Genomic DNA, 19,053 nt, shown 5'->3' with positions numbered 1-19,053 from the left:
TCCCCGCTACAACGCCAGCCATACCGCGCCGCTTTCCAGCCGGGCGGCAAAACGGCGGGCGCAGCCGGCGTCCGGCGCCAGCGCCTCGCCGCTGGCCAGGTCTATGTTCCAGCCGTGCAGCGGACAGGCCACCGCGCGGCCATGCACCATGCCCTGGCTGAGCGGGCCGCCCTTGTGCGGGCAACGGTCCAGCAGCGCGAACACCTGGTCGTCGTGGGTGCGGAACAGCGCAATGTCGCCGTCCTCCCGCGCCAACACGCGGCTGCCTTGCCGCGGGATGTCGTCCAGCGCGCAGACTCTGGTCCAGTTTTCCATGCTCATCTCGACTCTCCTCAGGCTTCGACCGCGATGGGAATGAACTCGCGCTTCTGCGCGCCGGCGACGCGCGCCGCCCAAGGGTCGGGCAGGCCCTGCAGGGAAAACAGCAGCCGCTGATGCAGCGCGCGGCGGTTGTCGGCGTCGTCCACCACGCGCGCCTTGATGTAATCCAGGCCGACGCGGGCGATGTAGTGGACGGTGCGATCCAGGTAGTAAGCCTCCTCGCGGTACAGCTGCAGGAAGGCGCCGCCGTATTCCTTCACCTCCTCCGCCGTCTTCACCTTGCACAGGAACTGCGCCACCTCGGTCTTGATGCCGCCGTTGCCGCCCACGTACAGCTCCCAGCCGGACTCCACCGCGATCACGCCCACGTCCTTGATGCCGGCCTCGGCACAGTTGCGCGGGCAGCCGGACACCGCCAGCTTCACCTTGTGCGGGCTCCACATATTGGCCAGCATGGTTTCCAGATCTATGCCCATCTGGGTGCTGTTCTGGGTGCCGAAGCGGCAAAACTCGCTGCCGACGCAGGTTTTCACCGTGCGGATGGATTTGCCGTAGGCGTGGCCGGAATTCATGCCCAGATCGCGCCAGACATCGACCAGGTCTTCCTTCTTGATCCCCAATAGATCGATGCGCTGGCCACCGGTGACCTTCAGCATCTTCACCCGGTATTTGTCGGCGACGTCGGCGATGCGGCGCAGCTCGTCGGCGGTGGTGACGCCGCCCTTCATCTGCGGAATCACCGAGAAGGTGCCGTCCTTCTGGATGTTGGCGTGCGCCCGCTCGTTGATGAAGCGGCTTTGCGGGTCATCCACCGCCTCGTGCGGCCAGGTGGACAGCAGATAGTAGTTGATCGCCGGCCGACAGCTGGCGCAACCGTTGGGCGTCCGCCACTCCAGGAAATGGAACACTTCGGCGTGGGTCAGCAGATGGTGCTCCCGTATCGCCTGACGCAGCTCGACGTGGCTGTGGCCGGTGCAGCCGCACACCGCCTTGGTCTTGGGCGTTTCCTGGAAGCCGGAGCCGACCACGCTCATCAGCATTTGTTCGACCAGCCCGGAGCAGGAGCCGCAGGAGCTGGCCGCCTTGGTGTGCTTCTTCACCTCGTCCAGCGTGAACAAGCCCTTGTCCTGGATCGCCTTGACGATGGCGCCCTTGCACACGCCGTTGCAGCCACAGACCTCGTCTTCGTCCTTCATCGCCGCGGCGCGGCTCTGGCCCTGCACGCCGACGTCGCCTATCGCCGTTTCGCCGAACATCAGCGTGTCGCGCAGATCGGCCACGCTGCGGCCCTCGCGCAGCAGCTTGAAATACCAGGCGCCGTCGCTGGTGTCGCCGTACAGGCAGACGCCGGCCAGCTTGTCGCCGCGCAGCACCAGCTTCTTGTAGACGCCGCCGGCCGGATCGGACAGCACGATCTCCTCGCAGTCGTCGCCGCCCATGAAGTCGCCGGCGGAAAACAGGTCGATTCCCGTCACCTTCAACTTGGTGGACGACACCGAGCCGCCATAGCGGGCCACGCCCAGCCGCGCCAAGTGGTTGGCGCATACCTTGGCCTGCTCGAACAGCGGCGCCACCAGCCCATAGGCCACGCCGCGGTGGCTGGCGCACTCGCCGACGGCGTAGATGCGCGGGTCCGAGGTCTGCAAGGTGTCGTCCACCACCACGCCGCGGCTGCAATGCAGGCCAGCGGCCTCGGCCAATGCGGCGTTGGGGCGGATGCCCACCGCCATCACCACCAGCTCGGCCGGAATCTCCTCGCCATCGCTGAAGCGGACGCCGCGCACCCGGCCCTGGCCATCGTCCAGCAACGCGGCGGTCTGCCGCCCCATCAGGAAACGGATGCCGCGCGCCTCCAGCGCCCGGCGCAACAGCTCGCCCGCCTGGCGGTCCAGCTGGCGCTCCAGCAGCCAGTCGGCCAGATGGACGACGGCGACGTCCATGCCGCGCAGCCTCAGGCCGTTGGCGGCCTCCAACCCCAGCAGGCCGCCGCCGATCACCACCGCGGCGCGCCTCTGGCCCGCGGCCTCCATCATGTACTCGGTGTCGGCGATGTCGCGGTAGCCGATCACCCCATCCAGCTCGCGCCCCGGAATCGGCAGCATCACCGGCGAGGAGCCGGTGGCCAGCAGCAGCCTGTCGTAACCGGCGACGGCGCCGTCTTCCGCCACCACCTCGCGCCGAGCCCGGTCGATGGCGCTGACGCGCTTGCCCATATGCAGCGCGATGCTCCGCTCCGCGTACCACTCCTGCGGATTCAGCACGATGTCGCCGAACGCCTGCTCCCCCGCCAGCACCGGCGACAACAGGATGCGGTTGTAGTTAGGGTGCGGTTCCGCGCCGAACACCGTGATGTCGTAGAGATCCGGCGCCAGCGCCAGCAGCTCCTCCACCGCGCGGATGCCGGCCATGCCGTTGCCCACCACCACCAGCCGCTGCCGGGTCCGGACTTTCAGTTCGGCCATGTCCATGTCCGTCTCCTCACACGCGGGCGGCCGCCGCCGCCCAGTTGTCGCGCCAGTGCCGCTGCACCCCGGCCAGGCTGAGCCAGGCCAGCAGGCACAGGCCGGCGAACAGCCACAAGCCGGGCGCGTAGTCGCCGCTGGCCTGCTTGACCGCGCCCAGGCCCGCCGCCAGGGTGAAGCCCCCCACGCCGCCGGCCATGCCCACCAGGCCGGTCATCACGCCCAGCTCCCGGCCGAAGCGCTGCGGCACCAGCTGGAACACCGCGCCGTTGCCCGCGCCCAGGCACAGCATGGCCAGCACGAACAGGGCCAGCGCCGCGCCCGCGCCGCCGGCATTGAGCGCGGCCGCGGCCATCAGCAAGGCGCAAGCCAGATAAACCGCCAGCAGCGAACGGGTGCCGCCCAACCTGTCGGCCAGCATTCCGCCCAAGGGCCGCATCACCGAGCCTGCAAACACGCAGGCGGCGGTATAGAGGCCGGCGGTTTTGGCGTCGAAACCGAATTGATCGTGGAAATAGCCGGGCAAAGCGCCGGCGAAACCGGAGAACCCACCGAAAGTCATCGAGTAGAAGAACATGAACCACCAGGCGTCCCTTTCCTTCAGCACGGCCAGGTAATCAGCCAACCGTTTCGGCGCCGCGGCGGCGGGCGCCTCCCTGGCGCACAGGGCGAAAATCAATAGCGTCAGCAACAGCGGCAGGCAGGCCAGGCCGAACACGCTCTGCCAGCCGTAAGCCATGGCCAGCGCCGGCGCGAACAAGGCCGCCAGCACGGTGCCGGAATTGCCCGCCCCGGCGATGCCCATCGCTGCCCCCTGATGCTGCGGCGGATACCAGCGCGAGGCCAACGGCAGCGCGGCGGCGAACGAAGCCCCGGCCACGCCCAGCAGCGCGCCCAGCGCCAGCATCGCGCCTAAGCTGGACAGGTCGGCGAGCCAGCCGCCGAACAACGCGGCGATCACGACGATCTGGCCAAGCAGGCCGGCGCGCTTGGCGCCGATGCGGTCCGCCAGCGCGCCCATCAGCGGCCGCAACAAGGCGCCGGCCAGGATGGGCGTGGCCACCATCAGGCCGCGTTGCTGGGTGGAAAGCCCAAGCGCGGCGGCGATGGGCACCTGCAACGGCCCCAGCAGATACCAGGCCATGAAGCTCAAGTCGAAGTACAGAAAGGCGCAAGCCAGCGTAGGCCGGTGCCCGGACTGCCAGAAGCTACGGTCCATGATCGCTCCCAGCGCGCGGCCCGCCCTCGCCCCCGGCCGGCTTGCGGCCAGGCCATCGGCAGGAACGGCGGATTCAGTCCGCGCGCAGATAGTCAAAACAAAACGGCGTCCTCTCCGTATCTGAACAGGAGAGGACGCCGTTGTCCCTAGTGGCAATCACCTACGTTGGCGTTTGCCCGAATGTGTCCGGCGGCGCGCCGTTGCGCCGTCCTGGATCAAGAACGCAAATCGCGTGCCAGCCTGAAAGACCCGGCTTTAGCGGATTTCGCCGTTTTTGCTGCACCGCATCAGTGCGTTTCCGCCAAATCCGCACCGGTTTTGGGCGGCGGCCACGCCTGCCCGTCCATCAACAGGGCGGGACGCCGGCCGGATTCCGGCAAGGCGACGCCGCAGCGCTCCGCCGCCTGGCGGTACAGCGCCGTCCCGCAAAGCGCCTGGGCGATATCCCGGTCGCCATCGCTCCGCCACAGCCCCCAGCGGCGGTATTGGCGCAGAAACCACAGCGTATCGGCCGGATCGGGGAAGTTGACCCGCCCCTCGTCGAAGAAGCGCAGCGGCGCGGCCTGCAAGGGATGCGCGCGCCAATGCCGCAGGATGGTTTCCGCCGGCACACCCAGCCAGGCATCCTCCGCCAGCCAGGCCGCCGCCTGCTCCTGATTGTCCGGCTGGTCCAGCCAATGGCAGGCCAGCAGCATCGTCTCGATCAGCGCCGAAGCCAGCTGGGGCTGCCGGTCGGCCAGCTCGCGGCGGCAGATCAGCGCCTTTTCCGGATGCTCCGGCCAGATGGCCGCGCTGTCGGCCACCAGACAGGCGCAGCCCTGCTCTTCCGTAACCGCGTGCCAGGGCTGGCCCGCGCAATAGCCGTCCAACGCGCCCGTCCGCATCGCCGCGCCCATCTGCGCCGGCGGGATGACCACGCAACGCGCGTCGCGCAAGGGATGCACATCCTGGGCCGCCAGCCAGTAATACAGCCACATCGCGTGGGTGCCGGCGGGAAAAGTGTGCGCCAAACGCAAGGGGCGGCCCAACCGGCGGGCGATGTCGGCCAGGCTGGCGCCGTCGCGCCGCTGCGCCGCCAGGCCCGGACTCAGGCTGATGCCCTGGCCGTTGCGGTTCAGCGTCATCAGCACCGTCATATCGCATTGCGGTCCGCCCAGGCCCAGCTGCATGCCGCAGGCCAGGCCGTGCAGCGCGTGGGCGGCGTCCAGCTGCCCGGCCAGCAGGCGGTCGCGCAATGCCGCCCAGGATGGCTGCCGCAGCGGCTGCAGCGCCAGGCCGTTCATGCTGTCCAGCCCCAGCCGGCAGGCGACCGCCAGCGGCGCGCAATCGGTCAACGGCAGGAAGCCGACGCGGACCCGCGCCAGGCTATTGTCTTCGGGATAATCTGCATGCATCGCGGCCTCTCAATCCAGCAGTTCGCTGGCGTGGATCAGTTGAAGAGCCAGGTCGGCCAGGCGCAGGCCCGACCTCATCGCCTGGCCGCGCAGCAGCGCGTAAGCCTCTTCTTCGCCAAGCTGCCGCCGGCGCATCAGGATGCCCTTGGCCCGCTCGATCAGCTTGCGCTCCGCCAGCTGCCGCTCCATGTCGGCCAGCTTGCGCTTCAGCGCGGCGTCTTCCTCGAACTTGACCCTGGCCATGTCGATGATGGGCGCCAGCCGCTCGGCGGAGACGTGATCGACGATGTAGGCGGTGACCCCGGCGCGCACCGCGGCCTGGATGGCGGGCATCCCGCCGTGTTCGGCGAACATCACCACCGGGCGCGGCGCGGACCTCTCCATCAGCGCGAGCTGCTCCAGCGTGTCGCGCGTCGGCGATTCGGTATCGACGATGATGATGTCCGGCCGCTCCGACTCCGCCAGCCGCAGCAGCTCGGCCGCGCCGTCGGCCTGGGCGATGACCAGGTAGCCGGCGTCGGCGAAGGCGTCGCGCAGCTGCCGCATCGGCCGGTCGGTATCGTTGACCAGCAACAGCCTCAAGGGAGCGGACGGGTCCATGGTCTCATTCAAAGAATGGGTCTGCGGGAAGTAAAAGCAAACCCCATGCCCGATTGCCGGAACGATGCAAAAACGCCCGCGTGAGCGGGCGTCGCGTGAATCAACCGGCTTTGGCCGGTTCCGGCTTGCCGCCTGGCGGCGGGCCGCTCGGCTCCTCGTCCAGATTGCTCTCGGCGCGGCGGCCTGCCCAGTAGGCGGCGTTGGCGATGCCCAGCTTTTCCGGATGGAACACTGGGTCCATGCCTTGCGCCTTCTGCGCCTCGTAATCGCGCAGGCAGGCCAGCGCCGGCTTCTGCATCAGGATGATGGCGATGATGTTCAGCCAGGCCATCAGGCCGACGCCGATATCGCCCAGGCCCCAGGCCAGATCGGCGGTCTTCACCGTGCCGTAGACGGTGGCCGCCATCAGGCCCACCTTCAGCGCGAACACCAGCCACGGCCGCCCCGCCTTGCGGTTGATGAAGGCGATGTTGGTCTCGGCGATGTAGTAGTAGGCGATGATGGTGGTGAAGGCGAAGAAGAACAGCGCCAGCGCGACAAACACCGAGCCGAAGCCCGGCATGATGCTTTCCATCGCGGTCTGCACATAACCCGGACCGGCAGCCACGCCGGCGATGCCGGTGTACAGCGCCGCGCCGTCCGGCCCCTGCACATTGTACTGGCCGGTGATCAGCAGCATGAAAGCCGTGGCGGAGCAGACGAACAGGGTGTCGATGTAGACCGAGAACGCCTGCACCAGGCCCTGCTTGGCCGGATGGCTGACCACCGCGGCGCTGGAGGCGTGCGGACCGGTGCCCTGGCCGGCCTCGTTGGAATAGATGCCGCGCTTCACGCCCCACTGGATGGCGAAGCCCAGCACCGCGCCCATGCCGGCCTCCATGCCGAAAGCGCTCTTGAAGATCAGCGCCAGCACGCCCGGCAGCTGCTCGATATTCAGCGCGATCACCACGCAGGCGACGATGATGTAGCCCAAGGCCATGAAGGGCACCACCGCGCCGGCGAACACCGCGATGCGCTTGACGCCGCCGAAAATGATGAAGCCCAGCATGATGGCCAGCAGCGCCGCGGTGACGGTGGGCGCAATGCCAAAGGCCGACTGCATCGAATTGGCGATGGAATTGGCCTGGATGCCGGGCAGCAGCACGCCGGTGGCCACCACCGTGGTGATGGCGAACAGCCAGGCATACCACTTCATGCCCAGCCCCTTCTCGATGTAGAACGCCGGGCCGCCGCGGTACTGGCCGTCTATCTTCTCCTTGTACACCTGGCCCAGCGTGGATTCGATGAAGGCGGAGCTGGCGCCGAGAAAGGCCACCAGCCACATCCAGAACATCGCGCCCGGCCCGCCGAAGGTGATGGCGGTGGCCACCCCGGCGATATTGCCGGTGCCCACCCGCCCCGCCAGCGTCATCGCCAGCGCCTGGAACGACGACACGCCGGCGCTGCTGCTCTGGCGGTTGAACATCAGGCGCAGCATCTCCTTGAAATGCCTCAGTTGCAGAAAACGGGTGCGCAACGAAAAATACAGGCCCACGCCCAGACACAGATAAATCAGCGCCGGGCTCCAGACCACGCCATTGATGGCGTTGACCAACTCCTCCATGGGTTCTCCTTTGTAAGCGAAGGTATGCAATCGGCGTGTTTTTATATTCCTGCTGCCGATTGTCCGACCGGAACCCGCAAGATAATGGTCAATGCCTGAATGTTTCCAGATGGTTTACTGTAAAAATAAAGTAAATACCCTAAATAAATAACATCACGCCCGCTCAGGCAATCCACCAGCAAGACCGGCGGCGGCGCGGCGGCCCCAGGCCGGAACGCCATGCCCGCGCATGGTATAGTGTGCCCCCGGTTCTCCCTGTAGAAAGTTTCAAGCCATGCCCACCCTCTTCCGTCTGTCCGCCGCCTGCCTGCTGCTGGCCGCGCTGAGCGGCTGCCAGCCGCCGCAACGCATCCAGGCCAGCTACCACTGCGACGATCAGATTCGGTTCAGCTTCGACCGCCGCACCCAGACGGTGGAAGTGTTCCGCGGCGGCGAGAGCTTCAAGGGATATATGGACGAGAAAGGCCTGCTGACCTGGCCCAAGCCGCTGGCCGGCAAATCGCTGCCGGACAGCTTCTTCATTTCCCGCAAGACGCCGGACCAGATGAAGCTGTACGGCGGCTTCGCCGGCACCGGCAAGGCCTGCCGGCTGGACCCGGGCTGAGAATGGCAGACGGGGCTTCACGCCCCGCCCCGGCGATCGTACCTATCGGCATGCTGGCGCGGCTCCCGCGCCGGAACGCTCGCAGGAGGCCGCCATGCCGCTCGCTCTTAACAACTGCCCGATCACCAACAACACCGCCGTCACCATTCGCGTCGTGCCCGACGCGCCTGGCCACGCCTTCGACGTGCCGCCCGGCCAGACCGTCAACTCCGGCGTGATCGTCTTCGACACCATACCGGTTCCCGGCGATGTGCTGGACACCGACGCGGACCAGGCGGCAAACCAACGGAGTTGCTATTTCGTGCTGGTGGACGGGGAATATCGCTTTAACATCCCAGACGATTTCAGCGCGGTGTTCAGCTAGATCAAGAACCCGCCGTCGAAAAACACCTTGTCGTCGAAGCGCAGCCGGCCACCCGAAAAGATCAGGTCCAGGTGGTGGCTGCCCAGCTCGCCGCCGCCCAGGCCCAAGTGCAGCCCAGGATGGCGCTCCTCGAAGCCGGCGTTCAGCCCATACAGTCCCTTCACGCCGCAGTTGGTGCCGATGCCGAACTCCGCCACCGCGGCGTTGCCGGCGTTGGCGCTCAGGTATTTGTCGAAATCCGCCGAGAAACGAGCGTCGCCGCAGCTGAAGTCCGCCACTCGGCTATCCCGGATGCGCAAGGTAGCGAAATCGCGGACCACGCCGTATTTGACGGCGAACGGTATCGTGCTGAGAAAAGCGCCGCTGAAGCGCACCTCGCCCTGCAGATCGGCGATGGAAGTGGCGATCTCTCCTGGGACGAGATCGACATTGCCGTCGCCGTCTATCGAGGTCCAGGACTGGTCCGGGCCGATGGAGCCGCTCAAGTACCCGCCTCCCGCCTGTTCGAACACTACCCGCCCGGCTTGCTCCGCCAGCGCGATCAGGCCGCGGTTACGCTCGGCCATCCGCGCCCGCGGCTCGGAGAACGCCTCGTAAAAATGCGGCCCGTAGTCCTTGAACAAGATGGATTTCTTCCAATGAGACTGCATCGCTTGCTTGATCGGCAACAGGAAGACCGGCCCGCGCGGATCGATAGACGGCAACGTGGACGAGCGGTACAGGAAAATGAAGACATCGCATTGTTCGATCGCGGCCGCCAGCGCGTCCGCGCTCCCGTTCTCCAGCTCGGCCAAACGGATGTCCGCGGCGATGGCCTCGCCGGCGCCTTCAGCGATGTCCGCGGCGACTTCGCCGTGATATGCGTCGAATCCCAGCAACAGGCGGATGGCCTCTCCCGAGGCCGCCTTGTCCCTGGCCGCCGGATGCAGCGCCAGGCAGGCGTACATATTGCGGACGCTACGCGCCTGCTCTTCGGTGGTGATGCGCATTCAGCTTTCTCCCAAGAACCGCTGACAAAACTTCGCGGAGTCTCTGAGCCAAAACGCGCCGGCACGGGCGGTGCCAGTCGTGTGACAAGGAGGCGCGGCCCAGGATCCGTTTTTTGTTGGCGGATCTAAAAAACGAGGCCGCCAGGGCCCCGTTGTCAGACATGGATTCGGCTAATGCCCCATCAGACCGGCCACAACGCGGTGCCGAACGGCACTACGGCCTTGTCCTGCATCATCTCCACCGCTTCGGCGAAGGTTTCTTCCTGGAACCAGGCATCCAGCTCGATATCCGCGGTTTGGATTTGATCGTTCATCTGCATCTCCTTTGTCGTTGGAAAATTCGCGGCGTTAGAGCAAATGCCCTAACAAAATTACAGACGCATTGAATTCATGCAAGTTCTAATCCCACTTAGTATTAATCATGCTATCAACATTAAAAATGACATCAAAAATAGCATTAACAGCCTGACGTCACGGCCTATAATGAAAATCATTCCTCATTCCAAGAGGCCCCCATGCAATCTCCTGGCATTCCCACCAACGAGGCTGAACGCGTCCGGGTGCTGCAAGAGTTGCTCATTCTGGATACCGATCCGGAAGAACGCTACGACGCGATCACCGCCTACTGCCGCTCCCGCTTCGCAGTCAAGATCGCGCTGATCAGCCTGGTGGACAGCAATCGCCAGTGGTTCAAGTCGCACTGCGGGCTGGACGCGAGCGAAACCCCGCGCGACATCAGCTTCTGCGGACACGCCATCCTCGGCGACGACATCTTGGAAATACCCGACGCCAGCGACGACAACCGCTTCTCCGACAATCCGCTGGTGCTCGGCGATCCCAATATCCGCTTCTACGCCGGAGCGCCGCTGAAACTGTCGTCCGGCCACGCCATCGGCACGCTGTGCCTGATCGACTCCAAACCCAAGCGCCTGGCCGGAGAGGAGAAAAGGCATCTGAAAACGCTGGCCCATACCGTGGTGCTGGAAATAGAAGGCAGCCGCGCCGTCAGCGAGCCCGGCTGACCCTCTTCGCCGACTAATGCTCGGGCCACCTCTGGTAGCCGTTTTCGTCGTAGAAGGTTTCCGTCAGCGCGTCGCCATTCAACTCCAGTCTCACGAAACCGTTCAGCACCCGCTCCGGATACTGGCAGTCGTCGGCGGAGCGCGTCTCCGCCCACGCCACCTGCGGCTTGCCGTCCAGAGCCTTGGCCGGCCCGTACGGAATCGCGCCGTGGCCGACGCAGCGGGCCAGCAGCTTGCCCTGCGGCTGGTAGCATATGACGTTGTGCAGATGGCCCCAGTACCAGTAATCCGGGTCGCGGCCCAGCGCGGCGGCTACCTCCTGGTACAGCGGCGTCTTGGTAGAGCCATCCATGGCATAACCCTGGTGGTGAGACAGCAGCAGAATCTTACCCTGCCAGCCAGCCGTCACCTCTTTCAGCCACGCGGTTTGCGCGTCGCCCAGCGCGCCGTCCATGTAAAGATTGAACTTCTCCGACCAGTAAGCGGTGTCCAGCCCAATAATCAGCCAATTCTGGTTGTACAAACTGAAGTAGCTGGTCCCCTGCTGAAGGGGAAAGCGCAAACCCAATTCCTGGAAGTAGCCGAAGGCGCCGTTGTACATCTCATGGTTGGAGTTCAGCGTGAACTGGCCGCGCGTCCCGGCCGGCCAGGAGGCGAAGTCGCGCAGCTCATCCGGACTGGAGCCGGCGTAGTAAACATCGCCAAGGTGCACCGTATAGTCGGCAGGCATCGCGCTCATCGCCTTGGCCACCTTGGCGGCGATGTACTCGCCTGTTCCCCAGTCGCCGGCGATGTTGAAACTGGCATTGTCAAGCATGGCGATATGGTTGGGCTTGGCCGCCCAGGGCGCCCGATTCAGCAAATGCTCGAACCACTCCACCAGCGCCTCGCCCCATTGCGGGTCCAACAGCTCCCATTTGCGACAGCCCAGCAAGGTGCCGTCGTCCATCACCCGAGTGGGCAGCTCCTCCTCGGTGGATGGCAAATGCCTGCCATCCACCACGCCCTCCAGGATGGACAAACCATGGGCAAACTCCCAGGGAATGTCCACCGGCACGGTGGAGCCGCTGTCTATCAGGTCCAGCGCCTGCTGGTGCACCTGCTTCAGCCGCTCGAGCAGTTGCTGCTTCTGCTGCAGTGCTTGCTGTGCGCCGACGAGATCATCCTCTACTCGTTTGCGCCAATCGTCGAACATGCTCATGTTCCGCCTCCGTTCGCTATCCAGCCATTCCGGCTCACAAGATTTTCATGTACTCGATCAGGTCCCACTTCTCGCTGTCGGACAAACCAATTCCGTACTCGTGGCCAGTGTTGTGGTTGCCCGGCAAGCGGGTATCGAACTTGAAGTAGCCCCCGCCCTTGACCTCAGGCCCGGCAGAAAGGAAGCCGACGTTGCGGGTGTCGAACACGCTGGAGCCGCGGTAGAACACCTTGGGCCGCTTGTCGGGCTTCTGCAGCAGGTCCCACAGCGTCGGCACCGAGCCGTTGTGCAGATACGGCGCGCGCAGCCAGATGCCGTCGGTCGGCGTGTTGCTGTAGCTCTGCGTCTTGCGGTAGGCGCCGAAATCGAACGGCGGCTTCTTGAATTCGTGGAACTTGTCCACCAGGCCCACGGTGAAGGAGTTGACGCGGTAGGGGTCAGTGCCCAGTTCGTCCAGCCCCACGGTCACCTGGCCGGTATCGGCCTTGCCGAAATCGTGGCAGCTGGCGCAATTCTTCTCCCACAGCGCCTGGCCGCGATGCGCGCGCACCTGGTCCAGTCCACCGAACGGCCACTTGGGCGGCTGATGCGTCAGCAGCCAGTCGGTCACGCGCTTGAACTCGGCCGGCAGCACCGACTGCGGGGTCGCGCCCACCGCCATCGCCGCCGCGTAGTTGCGCTCCTTGATGTCGTTGTTGTTGCCGTCCCAGTGCAGGTACAGCGACTCGCGCGGCATCTGGTTCCAGATCTGCGGCAGGTCTACCGTGCCGATGGTGGAGTCGTCCGGGAAACCGAATACCACCATCTTGGTAGGGTTGAAGGTGTCGGTGCGGCCCGGCCCCTGCTGCGGCCGCAGCTTTTGCCACGCATACTGCTGCTTCTGTTTCAGGAAGGCCTGGCGCGTGGCCGGCACGATCAAAAACCGGTAGAACAGCTTCTCTATCGGCCCCAGCTCGTAATGCTGCTCGATGGCGTCGATCACCTTGGCGTTGAAGTCCGGATCGCCGGCGCAGTCGTACAGGAACCACTGGAACGACTCCAGATCCAGCAGCGCAGCCGGCGCGGTCGGCACCGGCACCGGCACGTCGTCGGCGCTCTTGCGGTACATGCCGGTGTGGCACAGCGCGCAATTGGGCTCCACCGACGGATAGCCGATCTGGCGCTTGGCCAGGCCGATCGGCAGGTCATGCCCGCCCTCATAGATGAAGCCGAAAGCCTGCCAGCCTGTGCCCAGCTTGGGCATGCGCTGCGCGCACACCTGCGGCAGCACCGAGAACACGTACAAGGGAATGCGCGCATCCGGCCCCAGGCCTATCGCCGCGTACTTGAAGTGGTCCACGTCGGACGCCAGCGGCGGCTGCGGCACTTCGCGCAGCAGATTGGCCCAGGCCTCATAGCCGATGAAGGCCAACACCAGCACCACGACAATGGCGATCTTGCGGCGGACGCCGGAAAAGCACTTGGCCAGGCAACGCCACAAGCCGCACAGGCCGGCGCGGATCAATGGCCACGGCCGCTGCTCCGCCGGCAGGCCGACATACAGCAGCGCGCCCAGGATCGCGAACATCGCGGCGTCGGAATACAGCAAGGGCTTGAAGGCGTCCGGATAGCCGGAGGTCTGGATCAGGTAGATCCAGAACACCACCGCGATCAGCCGGGACAGCACGCACAGCCAGGAATACACCGGATAGCGCGCGGCGTTGACGCCGGCCGGCGCGTAAAACAGGCTGACACCCACCAGCAGCATGCCGGCGTTCTGCAGCCACGGGTACACCGCCTGGCCGGGCAGGCCGAAGCTGCTGTTCAGGAAATCCGGCCAGAACAGCGCCGGGATGGCGAACACCATATTGATGGCGATGCCGATCCAGATGAAGCGCTGGAACCAGCGCAAGCCACATTCCGCGCAACGAGTCTTGTCCATGGGAAGGTCCTTGTGAAGACGGCGTCGAATGGCCAGGCGCGGCCGGGACCGGACAGCGGCCCCGGCGCTTTCGCCTCAGCCGCCTGCGGTCTTGTCCAGATGGGCGACGATGGCCGGGTAAACATCGGCCGCCGCGTTCTTGCCGAACATGCAGTCGATGTGGCCGTAGCCCGGCACCACCAGCCGGCTGTAACGCTCCGGCCCGAAACGCTGCACCAGCTTGTCGTACGTGCGCTCGGTGCTCTCCGGCAGGTAGCACTCGTTCTGCTCGCCGCTGATGAACAGAATGGGCATTTGCAACCGGTCGAAGTGCGGCATGTAGATGTCGTCGCCGTCGAAGGACACCAGCCGTCCCTCGCGGCACATCCGCGCCAGATGCTCCATGGTGCGCATGTTCGCCACCCCGAACAGCTCGTGCAGATTGTCGTGCAGCGTCTCGTTCAGGGTTTCGTGACGGTACAGCGGCGCGTACATGAAGGTGATGCGGTGGCAGACCGGGTTGTTGCAATAGCCCTGCGCCTCCGCCAGCGCATAGCCCTTCAGCGCGGTGTCGTACAGCTTCTCGAACCAGTTGGAGTCGGACGCGGTGTAAGCGGTCAGCGATTGCACGCCCAGCTTGTCCAGCACCGTCGGCAGATGCAGACCGGTCTTCACCTGGGTGGCGGCCGGCACCACGATGTCGGCGGCGATCTGCGAGCACACCACCGACCTCACCCCTTCCAGCCCGGCCAGCATGGACATGAAGAAGGTGGTGGCGCCGTAGCAGTGCACCACGCACTGCACGTCGGCCGCGCCGGTGGCTTCGCGTATCCGCCGGATCGCCGCCGGATAGTCGTAGCGCGCCACCTGGTCGCCATCCCACTGCTGCTTGCTGGCTTCCAGCAGGATGCTGACGCGGAAGTCCAGCAGCCACACGTCGTAGCCGTGCTGGTACAGGTACTCCAGCAGATTGGTGGAGATGGTGTCGGTGGAGAAGATGTTCGACCCCACGCCCAGGCCATGCACCAGCATCACCGGTCCCTTGCCGCCGCCGTTGTAGCGCGTGAGCCGCAGATTGACGCCGTCGTCGGTCGGGAAGAACGCCACCTCGGGCGCGCCGGCGTTGAGCGGACGCTTCTTGCGCGGCGGCGCGTCCGGATTGAAGTAGACATTGGGCGCCAGCACGCCGCCATAGCTCTCCCACAGCACGCCGGCGAAATATTCGCCGAAGCGCGCCAGCTGTTTCAGCCGCTCCGCCTCGCTGGAGACGTTGAGCACCTTCATCGTGGTCATCTGCCGCGCGAAGTCCGCCGGCTCGATGTGCAGCACCCCGCTGCCGGCTACCTCGCCGCCATCGTCCACGCCCTTGTATACCGTCACGTACAAGGTGCTGGTATCGGCCCAAATCTTGAGCGGGCCGTGATCGCTGGGCACCGACTTGAACGCGCTGAAGAAGTACTCAGACCCATCCTCGGCGCTCAAGCGCATCTTGTAATTCATGTGGCGCTCGCCCACCTGCTGCGGATATTCCTCGAACAGGTTGAACACGCCATGGCTGACTGTCAGCGGCAGCGCCGACAAGGCCGGCGCGTTCAGCGTGCCGACAATGGTGGCTGGATGGCTGGGGTCGGAAATCAACCGGTCCAGATCGTCGGACGCCACCGTGACGGTAAAGCCCATGGTCGAACCGGCGTCCCGGCCGGCCTGGGCCGCCGCCTCGTATACGGCCAGATCGGTTCCCGCCGGCTGGCGGTGGGCGGTGGAGAAAAAGCCCTTCATCGTCTCGGTGAATTCGATGCCGGGCTTGTCCGGCTGAGGCTGCGGCGCGCGGCTCGGCGCCGATGGCAGCGTGTAGTCGATCTTCCAGCCGCGGTCCGCCGCCAGCAGCGCCATCGCCCGCTCGCTGACCGCCGAGATGGTGAACAGCGGGTTCACCGCCAGCGAGGTGGGAATCACCGAGCCGTCGGTCACATACAAGCCGGGATAGACATCGCGCCCGCTCGTTCCGCAAAACGCCTGGCCCTTGTGGTTGACCACGCCCTGGCCGGCGTCCTCGCCCATCACGCAGCCGCCCAGCGGGTGCACGGTGATCAGGCTGTGCTTGAACAGATCGGTCCAGATCGGATTGCGCACATAGATGCCGCCCAATGCCCGGGTGGCCTCCTGCAGCCTGTCGTTGCCGATCTTGAAGTTGGGCTGCTCGCCCACATCAGGCCAATCCAGCCGCAACTGATCGTGGTCGTCCAGCACCATCCGGCCGGCGCCGTCGTCGTGGCTCATGATCAGATAGGTCTGCAGCCGGTTCATCGCGCCGTGGTAAGGCCCGCGCAGCGCGCTCTCCACCTCCCGCGCCGCATACTTGATCCTGGCCAGCGCGCCGGTTTCCGAAGGCTGGCCCAGCTCGGCCGACGCCGCGGCCATCGCCGGCACCATCACCCCGCCGATGGCGCCGGGAATGGAGCCCTCTTCTATCACCATGCGCCGGCGCCAGCCGCTCTCGTCGCGCATGTCGATGATGGAGGTGATACAGGGGCCGACCGGGCCGACTTCCTTGGCCGAGTGCGTGCCGAAGCCGATGCCGTTGATCTTGTCGCCGTTGTTGTAGCCGAAGCCGAGGATGTCGCCGTTGCCGCTCATGTGCTGGCCCAGCTGGTCGGACAGCGGCAGGCCCTCGGCGCGGGAGCGCAGCAGGATTTCAGTGGAGCCCAGCGTGCCAGCGGACAGGATGACGATGTCCGCCTTGACGAACAGCGTCGGCGCGTCGAATTTCTCGCGTCCGGTGCCCACGTACTGGAAATGGATGATCCAGCCATCGCCATCCCGCTCCAGGTAGCGTACCGACGCCTGGCAGAAAATCTCCGCGCCGTGATTGCAGGCGTCCGGCAGATAGTTCATCAGCGTGGTGTTCTTGGCGTGGTTGTTGCAGCCGGACACGCAGTCGCCGCAATAATTACAGGGTTTCTGCTCGACGCCGACATGGTTGAGATCGTTCGGCAGCTTTTCGAAAGTCACATTGATCGGCGGCCGGTAGAAGACATGCTTGGCCTGGATGCGCTCGCCGGACTTCTGGTTGGCCTGCAGCTTGGGCAGCGTGGGCGCGGCTTCCGGGTAGGGCGTGGGCTTCAGCATCTGCTGCGCCCGCGCGTAGCCCTCCTTCAGCAGCGTGTCGACATGGTCGCGCACGCCCTCCGGCCAGCGCGGGTCCTCGAACACCTGAGGCTCCGGCTGCAGCGAGACGTTGGCATTGATCAGCGAAGTGCCGCCCAGGCCGCAGCCGACGATCACGTTCTGCTGCGCGTTGACGTGCAAATCGTAAAGGCCGGTGCGGGAGCCGAGGTGGCCATCCGGGTGGTGGACCTGGAATTCCTCGGTCGCTTCCGCCAGCGTGTCGGGGTACTCGCCGGGAATGATCTCCCGTCCCCGCTCCAGCAGACAGACGGAACGGCCTGCCCGCGCCATCCGCGACGCGGCGATGCCGCCGCCATAGCCGGAGCCGATCACCACAACCTCGTAACGTTCCTTGATTTCACTGATGGGGGACGCGATTCGCACCATTGACTTTCTCCCGGACAGGATCGAACAGTCAGGCCACGAATACCATTGCAGAAGGCGCGGCGCAGGCATCGCTGCGGACGCGGATGCCGGTCATCGATGCAAAGTGAAACCGGCGGTATTGTCATTGTGACATCATGATTTTATCTAGATCAGAACAATGCCCCTGTCAATGCCGCCATTAAGCTTTGCTTGCCGAGACATATCGTTACGGGATGGCCGCCGGCGAGAACCCGCCGGCGGCGCCTGCGATGATCAGGCCGGCGGCAACTCCTGCGAGAACAGGGTCTGCCCGGCCACATCCTTCAGCCTCACCGTCATCGCCCGGCTGCGGGCATCGATGTCCACCTGGCCGAAGAACTGCATCCCGGCCAGCGGCGAGGCGTTCTGCGCGGGCGGGGCTTTCTGGTATACGACCTTGGGGCCGAAAGTCATGTCCAGCGCGTTCGGTCCGAAGGTGCCGGCGTTGAGCGGGCCTGATACGAACTCCCAGAACGGATTGAAGTCGGCGAATGCCGCCCGTTCCGGATGGTAGTGGTGGGCGGCGGTGTAATGGACGTCGGCGGTGAACCAGACCACGTTGCGGATATCATGACGCTTGATCTCACCCAGCAGCCAGGCCAGCTCCAGTTCGCGCCCGCGCGGCTGTCCATGGTCGCCATTGGCCATCGCTTCCCAGCGCGGGCTGCCGTCGGCGTTCTTGCCGTCGCCCACCTGCAGCGCCAGCGGCATGTCCGCCATCACCGCCTTCCAGACCGCGCGCGACGACTTCAGCCCCTCCAGCAACCATCGCAGCTGCTCGCGGCCCATGAAGCTGCCGCCCGGCTCGCCCTCGGCCTGCAGATTGGCGCCGTTGGCGTCGCGGTAGCTGCGCATGTCCACCACGAACACGTCCAGCAGCGGCCCCTGCGGTAAATGGCGGTACACCCGCTCGCTTTCGCGGTCGCCGTAATGGCGCAGCGGCGCGTACTCCATGAAGGCGCGCGTGGCGCGGGCCTGCAGCACGCCTATGCTCTTTTCGCGGTAGCGGGCATCGTCGGCCAGATTCTTGCTATCCGACCAGTTGTTGACCACCTCGTGGTCGTCCCACTGCCAGATCTGCGGCACCTCGGCGGCAAAGCGCCGCACATTGTGGTCCATCAGGTTGTAGCGATAACGGCCGCGGTACTCGTCCAGCGTCTCCGCCACCTTGCTTACCTCGGGCGTCACCAGGTTGCGCCATATTTTCCCCTCTTCCACCGTCATTTCGGCGGCCATCGGACCGTCGGCGTAGATGGTATCGCCGCAGTGGACGAAGAAGTCGGGCTGTTGCCGGCGCATGGTTTCATAGATGCGCATGCCGCCCCAGTCCGGGTTGATGCCGAAGCCCTGGCCGGCGGTGTCGCCGGACCAGACGAAGCGCAAGTCGCGCGGCTGCCTCGATACCGTGCGGAAACGGCCCAGCAGCGGCTCGGACAGCGCCCGCGGCAAAGCGGCGTCTTCGTAGCGCACGCGGACGAACAGCTGCTCGCCGGCCGGCAAGCCGCTCAGATCGATGCGGGTGGTGAAATCGGCAGCCTCGGTGGCCCACGGCCCGCGCAGCTTCCTGGGATTGGCAAAGCGCTCGCTGACATCCCACTCCACCAGCATGCGCGCCGTGCGATCCGCTCGCGCCCAGACTATCGCCCGGTCCGCGCCCACATCGCCGATCTGGATGCCGGAGCTTGCCTGCGGACGCAGCCGGTCCGGCGTGATCAGCGCCGGCGCGGCCTGGGCGGCCGGCCCCAACAGCAGGCCGCCGCTGCCCGCCAGCGCGGTCTTGATGAAATTCCGTCTATCCATT

At 65.6% G+C, this 19,053-nt stretch carries 15 protein-coding genes; 3 read left to right on the top strand and 12 right to left on the bottom strand.

Features of this window, described 5'->3' with window-relative positions; genetic code table 11:
* Positions 1 to 6: 6 nt before the first annotated feature.
* From nirD to VA599_RS01395, 6 genes are all read right to left on the bottom strand, one after another.
* Positions 7 to 321 (bottom strand): nitrite reductase small subunit NirD, encoded by a 315-nt coding sequence (nirD, locus tag VA599_RS01420; RefSeq protein ID WP_166440600.1) that lies wholly within the window; start codon positions 319 to 321, stop codon positions 7 to 9.
* Between the two features lie 11 nt (positions 322 to 332).
* On the bottom strand, positions 333 to 2,789 hold the full coding sequence (gene nirB, locus VA599_RS01415) for a nitrite reductase large subunit NirB (RefSeq protein ID WP_346787420.1): 2,457 nt from the start codon (positions 2,787 to 2,789) through the stop codon (positions 333 to 335).
* A gap of 10 nt (positions 2,790 to 2,799) precedes the next feature.
* Positions 2,800 to 4,002, bottom strand: a complete 1,203-nt coding sequence (locus VA599_RS01410) for an MFS transporter (protein ID WP_346787419.1) — start codon at positions 4,000 to 4,002, stop codon at positions 2,800 to 2,802.
* A gap of 287 nt (positions 4,003 to 4,289) precedes the next feature.
* Positions 4,290 to 5,396 carry a CmpA/NrtA family ABC transporter substrate-binding protein gene (locus tag VA599_RS01405; protein ID WP_346787418.1) on the bottom strand — a complete coding sequence of 369 codons (1,107 nt, stop codon included), beginning with the start codon at positions 5,394 to 5,396 and terminating at the stop codon, positions 4,290 to 4,292.
* Positions 5,397 to 5,405: 9 nt separating this feature from the next.
* Positions 5,406 to 5,996, bottom strand: coding sequence for an ANTAR domain-containing protein (locus tag VA599_RS01400; RefSeq protein WP_166440603.1), 591 nt, complete (start codon positions 5,994 to 5,996; stop codon positions 5,406 to 5,408).
* A 100-nt stretch (positions 5,997 to 6,096) separates the two neighbouring features.
* Positions 6,097 to 7,599, bottom strand: a complete 1,503-nt coding sequence (locus tag VA599_RS01395; RefSeq protein ID WP_346787417.1) for an alanine/glycine:cation symporter family protein — start codon at positions 7,597 to 7,599, stop codon at positions 6,097 to 6,099.
* 274 nt (positions 7,600 to 7,873) lie between these two features.
* Here VA599_RS01395 and VA599_RS01390 point away from each other — a divergent pair, with 274 nt between their 5' ends.
* A complete protein-coding gene (locus tag VA599_RS01390; RefSeq protein ID WP_070978225.1) occupies positions 7,874 to 8,203 on the top strand; it encodes a hypothetical protein in 330 nt (109 codons plus the stop codon).
* Positions 8,204 to 8,297: 94 nt separating this feature from the next.
* Positions 8,298 to 8,567, top strand: a complete 270-nt coding sequence (locus VA599_RS01385) for a hypothetical protein (protein WP_346787416.1) — start codon at positions 8,298 to 8,300, stop codon at positions 8,565 to 8,567.
* Here the strand turns inward: VA599_RS01385 and VA599_RS01380 are convergent.
* A complete protein-coding gene (locus VA599_RS01380; protein ID WP_346787415.1) occupies positions 8,564 to 9,556 on the bottom strand; it encodes a CgnE/CgnB domain-containing protein in 993 nt (330 codons plus the stop codon). The two genes, VA599_RS01385 and VA599_RS01380, sit on opposite strands and share 4 nt — an antisense overlap.
* A gap of 182 nt (positions 9,557 to 9,738) precedes the next feature.
* Entirely contained in the window at positions 9,739 to 9,870 is a 132-nt protein-coding gene (locus VA599_RS01375) for a hypothetical protein (RefSeq protein WP_260799464.1), read from the bottom strand.
* A 201-nt stretch (positions 9,871 to 10,071) separates the two neighbouring features.
* Between VA599_RS01375 and VA599_RS01370 the strand changes: the two genes are divergently transcribed.
* Positions 10,072 to 10,578 (top strand): GAF domain-containing protein, encoded by a 507-nt coding sequence (locus tag VA599_RS01370; protein WP_021477834.1) that lies wholly within the window; start codon positions 10,072 to 10,074, stop codon positions 10,576 to 10,578.
* 13 nt (positions 10,579 to 10,591) lie between these two features.
* Here VA599_RS01370 and VA599_RS01365 read toward each other — a convergent pair whose 3' ends face one another.
* The 4 genes from VA599_RS01365 to VA599_RS01350 form a co-directional block, all read right to left on the bottom strand.
* On the bottom strand, positions 10,592 to 11,779 hold the full coding sequence (locus tag VA599_RS01365; protein ID WP_346787414.1) for a metallophosphoesterase family protein: 1,188 nt from the start codon (positions 11,777 to 11,779) through the stop codon (positions 10,592 to 10,594).
* A gap of 34 nt (positions 11,780 to 11,813) precedes the next feature.
* The gene (locus tag VA599_RS01360) at positions 11,814 to 13,700 is read right to left on the bottom strand and encodes a c-type cytochrome (protein ID WP_346787413.1); all 1,887 of its coding nucleotides are present in this window, start codon (positions 13,698 to 13,700) and stop codon (positions 11,814 to 11,816) included.
* 75 nt (positions 13,701 to 13,775) lie between these two features.
* A complete protein-coding gene (locus tag VA599_RS01355) occupies positions 13,776 to 17,234 on the bottom strand; it encodes an alpha/beta fold hydrolase (RefSeq protein WP_346787412.1) in 3,459 nt (1,152 codons plus the stop codon).
* Positions 17,235 to 17,486: 252 nt separating this feature from the next.
* The gene (locus VA599_RS01350) at positions 17,487 to 19,052 is read right to left on the bottom strand and encodes an alkaline phosphatase D family protein (protein WP_346787411.1); all 1,566 of its coding nucleotides are present in this window, start codon (positions 19,050 to 19,052) and stop codon (positions 17,487 to 17,489) included.
* Between the last annotated feature and the right edge of the window lies 1 nt (position 19,053).

Origin of the sequence: Chromobacterium indicum (assembly GCF_039708975.1) — a bacterium.
Classification (GTDB): domain Bacteria; phylum Pseudomonadota; class Gammaproteobacteria; order Burkholderiales; family Chromobacteriaceae; genus Chromobacterium; species Chromobacterium piscinae.
Note: the sequence above shows the minus strand (reverse complement) of the source record. Positions and strands in the feature narration are given on the sequence as shown.

What these genes read in the sequence shown, in the direction of transcription:
- nirD (WP_166440600.1), bottom strand. Translation starts at nt 321, where the DNA reads ATGAGCATGGAAAACTGGACCAGAGTCTGCGCGCTGGACGACATCCCG.
- nirB (WP_346787420.1), bottom strand. Translation starts at nt 2,789, where the DNA reads ATGGACATGGCCGAACTGAAAGTCCGGACCCGGCAGCGGCTGGTGGTG.
- VA599_RS01410 (WP_346787419.1), bottom strand. Translation starts at nt 4,002, where the DNA reads ATGGACCGTAGCTTCTGGCAGTCCGGGCACCGGCCTACGCTGGCTTGC.
- VA599_RS01405 (WP_346787418.1), bottom strand. Translation starts at nt 5,396, where the DNA reads ATGCATGCAGATTATCCCGAAGACAATAGCCTGGCGCGGGTCCGCGTC.
- VA599_RS01400 (WP_166440603.1), bottom strand. Translation starts at nt 5,996, where the DNA reads ATGGACCCGTCCGCTCCCTTGAGGCTGTTGCTGGTCAACGATACCGAC.
- VA599_RS01395 (WP_346787417.1), bottom strand. Translation starts at nt 7,599, where the DNA reads ATGGAGGAGTTGGTCAACGCCATCAATGGCGTGGTCTGGAGCCCGGCG.
- VA599_RS01390 (WP_070978225.1), top strand. Translation starts at nt 7,874, where the DNA reads ATGCCCACCCTCTTCCGTCTGTCCGCCGCCTGCCTGCTGCTGGCCGCG.
- VA599_RS01385 (WP_346787416.1), top strand. Translation starts at nt 8,298, where the DNA reads ATGCCGCTCGCTCTTAACAACTGCCCGATCACCAACAACACCGCCGTC.
- VA599_RS01380 (WP_346787415.1), bottom strand. Translation starts at nt 9,556, where the DNA reads ATGCGCATCACCACCGAAGAGCAGGCGCGTAGCGTCCGCAATATGTAC.
- VA599_RS01375 (WP_260799464.1), bottom strand. Translation starts at nt 9,870, where the DNA reads ATGAACGATCAAATCCAAACCGCGGATATCGAGCTGGATGCCTGGTTC.
- VA599_RS01370 (WP_021477834.1), top strand. Translation starts at nt 10,072, where the DNA reads ATGCAATCTCCTGGCATTCCCACCAACGAGGCTGAACGCGTCCGGGTG.
- VA599_RS01365 (WP_346787414.1), bottom strand. Translation starts at nt 11,779, where the DNA reads ATGAGCATGTTCGACGATTGGCGCAAACGAGTAGAGGATGATCTCGTC.
- VA599_RS01360 (WP_346787413.1), bottom strand. Translation starts at nt 13,700, where the DNA reads ATGGACAAGACTCGTTGCGCGGAATGTGGCTTGCGCTGGTTCCAGCGC.
- VA599_RS01355 (WP_346787412.1), bottom strand. Translation starts at nt 17,234, where the DNA reads ATGGTGCGAATCGCGTCCCCCATCAGTGAAATCAAGGAACGTTACGAG.
- VA599_RS01350 (WP_346787411.1), bottom strand. Translation starts at nt 19,052, where the DNA reads ATGGATAGACGGAATTTCATCAAGACCGCGCTGGCGGGCAGCGGCGGC.